This window comes from Lutibaculum baratangense AMV1, assembly GCF_000496075.1.
GTDB classification, from domain to species: Bacteria; Pseudomonadota; Alphaproteobacteria; order Rhizobiales; family Tepidamorphaceae; genus Lutibaculum; species Lutibaculum baratangense.
Genome location: NZ_AWXZ01000008.1, coordinates 1 through 4,997 on the forward strand (window position 1 = coordinate 1; position 4,997 = coordinate 4,997).

6 protein-coding genes are annotated in these 4,997 nt (G+C 68.8%); 3 read left to right on the forward strand and 3 right to left on the reverse strand.

All coding sequences use genetic code 11. The features are described from left to right. Window positions 1–48 precede the first annotated feature (48 nt). The 3 genes from N177_RS01730 to N177_RS01740 form a co-directional block, all read right to left on the reverse strand. On the reverse strand, window positions 49–1,104 hold the full coding sequence (locus N177_RS01730; protein ID WP_023430496.1) for a DUF1775 domain-containing protein: 1,056 nt from the start codon (window positions 1,102–1,104) through the stop codon (window positions 49–51). An 82-nt stretch (window positions 1,105–1,186) separates the two neighbouring features. Continuing rightward, the gene (locus N177_RS01735; RefSeq protein ID WP_152527809.1) at window positions 1,187–1,561 is read right to left on the reverse strand and encodes a DUF2946 family protein; all 375 of its coding nucleotides are present in this window, start codon (window positions 1,559–1,561) and stop codon (window positions 1,187–1,189) included. A gap of 54 nt (window positions 1,562–1,615) precedes the next feature. After that, window positions 1,616–2,401 (reverse strand): DUF1499 domain-containing protein, encoded by a 786-nt coding sequence (locus tag N177_RS01740; RefSeq protein ID WP_152527810.1) that lies wholly within the window; start codon window positions 2,399–2,401, stop codon window positions 1,616–1,618. Window positions 2,402–2,606: 205 nt separating this feature from the next. Between N177_RS01740 and N177_RS01745 the strand changes: the two genes are divergently transcribed. The 3 genes from N177_RS01745 (at window position 2,607) to N177_RS01755 (ending at window position 4,938) form a co-directional block, all read left to right on the forward strand. Next, on the forward strand, window positions 2,607–2,999 hold the full coding sequence (locus tag N177_RS01745; RefSeq protein WP_023430499.1) for a DUF4870 family protein: 393 nt from the start codon (window positions 2,607–2,609) through the stop codon (window positions 2,997–2,999). 61 nt (window positions 3,000–3,060) lie between these two features. After that, a complete protein-coding gene (locus tag N177_RS01750; RefSeq protein WP_040484973.1) occupies window positions 3,061–3,438 on the forward strand; it encodes a hypothetical protein in 378 nt (125 codons plus the stop codon). Window positions 3,439–3,555: 117 nt separating this feature from the next. Further along, window positions 3,556–4,938 (forward strand): aspartate aminotransferase family protein, encoded by a 1,383-nt coding sequence (locus tag N177_RS01755; RefSeq protein WP_023430501.1) that lies wholly within the window; start codon window positions 3,556–3,558, stop codon window positions 4,936–4,938. Window positions 4,939–4,997: the final 59 nt, after the last annotated feature.

A 4,997-nucleotide genomic window follows, 5' to 3' on the forward strand; every position in this document is an offset into this window, starting at 1 on the left:
GAAGGGGCGGCTTCCTCAGGGAAAGCCGCCCCTTCTTCGTCTCAGGCCTCAGTGCGCGTGGCCGGTCGCGCCGTGGCCGTGATCATGCTCGTGACCGACACCGGCGGCGCCACTGTCGGTCTCCGCCCCGGCAGCGCCGCCCGGGTAGCTCCGCGCCCCGATCCCCGAAACCGGCACGTCGAGCGTCACCTCGCCCGCCCTCTCGAACCGGAGCGTCAGCTTCAGGAACTCGCCTTCCGCCGGCGGATCCTTCACGTTGGTCAGCATGAGGTGAAGCCCCCCCGGCTCGAACGTAACCGTCTGACCCGCCGGCACTTTCAGGCCTCGGGGAAGCTCCCGCATCTGCATCACGCCGTTCACCATCGACATCTCGTGGATCTCGAAGCCGTCAGCGAAGAAAACCGAGCCTCCGACCAGGGTGTCGTCCTCCTCGCCGGCGTTCGTGACCGTGAGGTAGCCGCCGGCTACCTTCGCTGCGGGAGGCGTGGCGCGGATCCAGGCCCGGGAGATCGAAATATCGCCCAGAACCGCCGATCCCGGCTCCTCCGCGGCATGTCCTGGCGCGGCATGCGCGTGTCCGATCGATGCCCCACCCTCCGCGACGCGCAGCGTCGGTGCGGATGCGTCGAGGTCGTGCGGATCCTCGCCCTCCGCCGCCATCTCGCTCCATGCGACCTCGCTCTCGCCACAGGTCTGGATCACCGGGAAGGCGAGCTCGCCGCCCGCCGGGACGCCGGAAATGCGGCCGCGCACGACGAACTCGTCATAAAATTCGTCCGGCAGTTCGCCGGTCCAGGTGACCTCCCGCACGCCTTCGGCGACCGTCTCGCCGTGAATCTCGTGAGGTTCCGCGTAGGCACCCGTCACCGTCTCGAGCTGCCAGCCGGCCTTCGGCATGGGCTTTGCGGAGATGAAACCCTCCGGCAGCCTGACGGTCACCTTGTTCGTGGCCTGTCCGGGGGCGCAGCCGTGCGGCACCCTGAAGACGGCCTTGTAGTAGGTTTCGCCCGCCGCGGCGTCCTGCTCGAGCGTGACGTGGGCCTGGGCGGGGCTGACGGCGGCGAGCACGGCCGCAGCTGCGCCCAGCATGCAGATCTTCTTCATGTCCAATGTCTCCTGATCGCGCGTTCGTTCGCCGGACGGGCTTCTCGCGGGTCCGGCGGTTCGAAAGTGTCGTTGCGGGCGATCAGGAGACGGGCGGCGCGCGCTGCCTGCGGGAGGTGAATGGCGGGAGATCCGGCGCGGCCCTCGCCGGCGCGGCCTCGTAGCCGAGTGGTGCGGGCGCGAGAGACGCGAAGGTGGCGGGAACGGGCGGCAGGACGGGCTGCGCCGCCAGGATGCAGCAGCAGAGCCGGCAGCTCTCGCAGTCAGCGGAAGCGTCTCGGCCCGGGTCGGAGCCGTCGGCGAGGCCGGAGCAGATGACCTCCCCGGCGGGCGAGGCGCCCGCGAGGGCGATCGGCAGCGCGGCGGTGCCGAGGACGAGAAACGCGCAGAGAGCGGCGAACTGCGGGCGCAGCATCCGCAGGACGGCGAACAGGGTGGTGCGGCGCCTCGTCCTCATCGCCTTTCCCATACCGGCGCCCGGCGCAGCTGTCATGCGGCATCTTCGCCCGGCTCAGAGGAGCGGGGAGGATCGCAGCCGCTCGTCGAGATCGGTCAGGAAGCCGTAGATGCGCTCGGCGTTCTTGCCGAAATCGTGCCGGCCGATACGCGATGCCGACCGCATGTCGACGCGGGTCCGGCCTTCGCCCAGATTCGTCACGGCAACCGCCACGTCGTCCTTGAACCCGAGGACCGGCGTCCGGGCGACCATCTCGAGCCGCCCGGGCCCGCGCTCGTCCGGACGCGCCTCGTCGAGGATCCGCCAGCCCCGCTCGCGCACGAGGGCACGGGCGGCCTCGTAGACGCGCTGCGAGGGCATGTTGACGACCAGCGGCCCGATCTCGGGATAGGCCTCGGCCTGCGCCGCGATCTCCTCCGGCGTCGGGTGGCGGAGGGCGTTCGCGAACTTCGAGCGGTCCCGGACGGCGGCCGGCATCACCGGCGGGTTCGTCCAGTCGGTCGCGATGTCGTTGATCATCGGCTTCGTCACGGTCTCCCACGACAGATAGGCGGGCCCCGCGAGGATGGCCGATCCCAGGAGCAGGCCCGCGAGCGCCTGGGCGAGGCCGAGATGGCCGCGGTGCCAGATCCGGACGATCCCGCCGATCGCCGCGAGGACGGCCAGCGCGGCGAGCGCCACCACCATCATGAACGTCGCGACCGCCGCCGTCGTCTCCAGCTTCTCGGCATGGTTGAGCGCCATTCCGAGCAGTCCGAGCGCGAGCGCGAACACCGCCGCCCGCCGGCTGAACAGGGCGAGCCGCGACACCCGCCGGTCGTATAGGGCAACCTCCCGCAAAACCCGATGCTCCCGCCGGACGCCCCATGTCGCTGGGCGGATTCGGCCGTGCCCGCCACGTTGTCTCACCCGGAAATACCGCAACGCCCTCCGCCACGCCAGCACCGACGACGTGTCGCACCACGGCCGGGCCGATGCTATCGTTCAGCCTGGGCGATGACGGGGAATCGCCGGAAGCGGCGCGTGCGACCCGAGGGGGACTGAAATGAGCGAGACGAACCGGAACGGAACGGGTGGTCCTGCGGGCGACGTATCCGACGCGATCAGCGGTCGCGATCCGCAGAAGAGCGCTTTCCTGATCTACATTCTCTACCTCGTCGGCATCGCCATTCCGATCCTGCCGCTCGTCGCGGTCGTGCTCGCCTATCTCTTCCGTGGCAACGCCAGCGGCTGGCTGCAGACCCACTACGTCTACCTCATCCGCACCTTCTGGATCGGCTTGCTCTACTCGATCCTCTCGATCGTGCTGATGGTGGTGCTGATAGGGTGGCTCGTGTCGATCGCCGTCGTCGTGTGGCTCGTCGTGCGGTGCGTGAAGGGCATGCAGCACCTGTCGAAGCGCGAGGCGGTCCCCGACCCGCAGACCTGGCTCGTCTGACCGATAACGTACTGACACCGCGAACAAAGTTCCGCCGCTTTCCGTGCTCCATGATCGAGTCATGGACACGGTCATCCACGAGACGGCGGACCAGGTGGCAGAGCGAGTCGCCACCCGGGTACGCGATGCACTCGCCAGGGCGGGCCACGACGGCGGGCTCGACGGGGCGGTCGAGGCGGCACGTGACGCGATGATCAGCGCGGATACGGTGAGCCTCTTCGGCATGGCCACGGAACATCCGGAGCACGGGCCGGTCCACTGGCTCGTCGGCCAGTCGACGGGCGCCGAGCAAGGATTCGTCGTGCTGGCCCTGACGGCGGGAGAGGACGAGGGGCCACACGGCCTCCACACGGCGTCTGCCGCCGATCTGTCAGAGGCGCTCATGCAACTCGCCCCTGAGCTCGCCGCCCCGGTCGAGACCGAGCCCCTTCGCGCATAGCGCCACACTCCGCCCATCGCGCTGCACAGGGCACGTCAGCCATGCGGCTTGCGCTTTGACTTCGGCAGAGAATTGGAGTCTGACTTCCGGACCGCTAGTCCCTCCGGAGTCATAGGCATGAGTCCTCTTTCGAACCTCGCCGTACGCGACGTCGAGACCCTGATCCATCCCTACACGAACCTCGCCCAGCACCGGGAGACCGGCCCGCTGGTTCTGGAGCGAGGTCAGGGGATCCGCGTCTACGATTCCAACGGGAAGGACTACATCGAGGGTCTCGCAGGCCTCTGGTGCACCTCGCTCGGCTACGGCAACGAGGAGCTGGTCGAGGCGGCCGCGGCGCAGATGCGCAAGCTGTCCTTCACGCACATCTTCGGCGGCAAGAGCCACGACCCCGCCATCGAGCTGGCCGAGAAGCTGAAGGAGATCGCACCGGCGGAGATCTCGAAGGTGTTCTTCACGAGCTCGGGCTCCGAGGCGAACGACACCCAAGTCAAGCTCGTCTGGTACTACAACAACGCTCTCGGCCGCCCCGAGAAGAAGAAGATCATCGCCCGCCAGCGCGGCTACCACGGCGTCACGATCGCCTCGGCGAGCCTGACCGGCCTGCCCGCCAATCACGGCGACTTCGACCTGCCGATCAAGAACATAATGCACACGGACTGTCCGCACCCCTATCGGGGCATGGAGGCCGGCGAGAGCGAGGAGGACTTCTCGAGGCGGCTCGCCCAGAACCTCGAGGAGATGATCCTTCGCGAGGGGCCCGAGACGGTGGCGGCCTTCATCGCCGAGCCGGTGATGGGCGCCGGCGGCGTCATCATTCCGCCGAAGGGCTACTTCCCGGCCATCCAGGAGGTGCTTCGCAAGTACGACGTGCTGATGATCGACGACGAGGTGATCTGCGGCTTCGGCCGGCTCGGGACGATGTTCGGCGCCCAGACGCTCGACATAAGGCCCGACACCGTCTCCGTCGCCAAGGCGCTCTCGTCGGCCTACCAGCCGATCGGCGCGGTGATGGTGAACGAGGCCGTGTACCAGGCGATGGTCGAGGAGAGCCGCAAGCTCGGCACGTTCGGCCACGGCTACACCTATTCCGGCCATCCCGTGGCGGCGGCGGTGGCGATCAAGACGCTCGAGATCTACGAGCGCGAGAACATCGTCGGGCAGGTCGCTGCGAAGGCACCGCACTTCGCCAGGCGCATCCAGGGCTTTGCCGACCATCCGCTCGTCGGCGATGCGCGGGCGCTCGGGCTGATCGGCGCACTCGAGCTCGTCGCGAACAAGGAGACGAAGGCCGGCTTCACGAAGCCGGGCGTCGCGGCGAAGCTCGCGAGCCTCTGCGAGGCGGAAGGCCTGATCCTCCGGGCGATCTTCGGCGAGACCCTGGCGATCTGCCCTCCGCTGATCATCACGGAAGCGGAGATCGACGAACTGGCCGACCGCCTCGGCCGGGCTCTCGACCAGTGCGAGGCGTGGGTCGCCGCCGAGGGGCTGCGGGCCTGACCAGGCCGGTCGCGGAGCACCACTTCCAAGGGGGCAGGCTCACGCCGGCCGTTCAGACT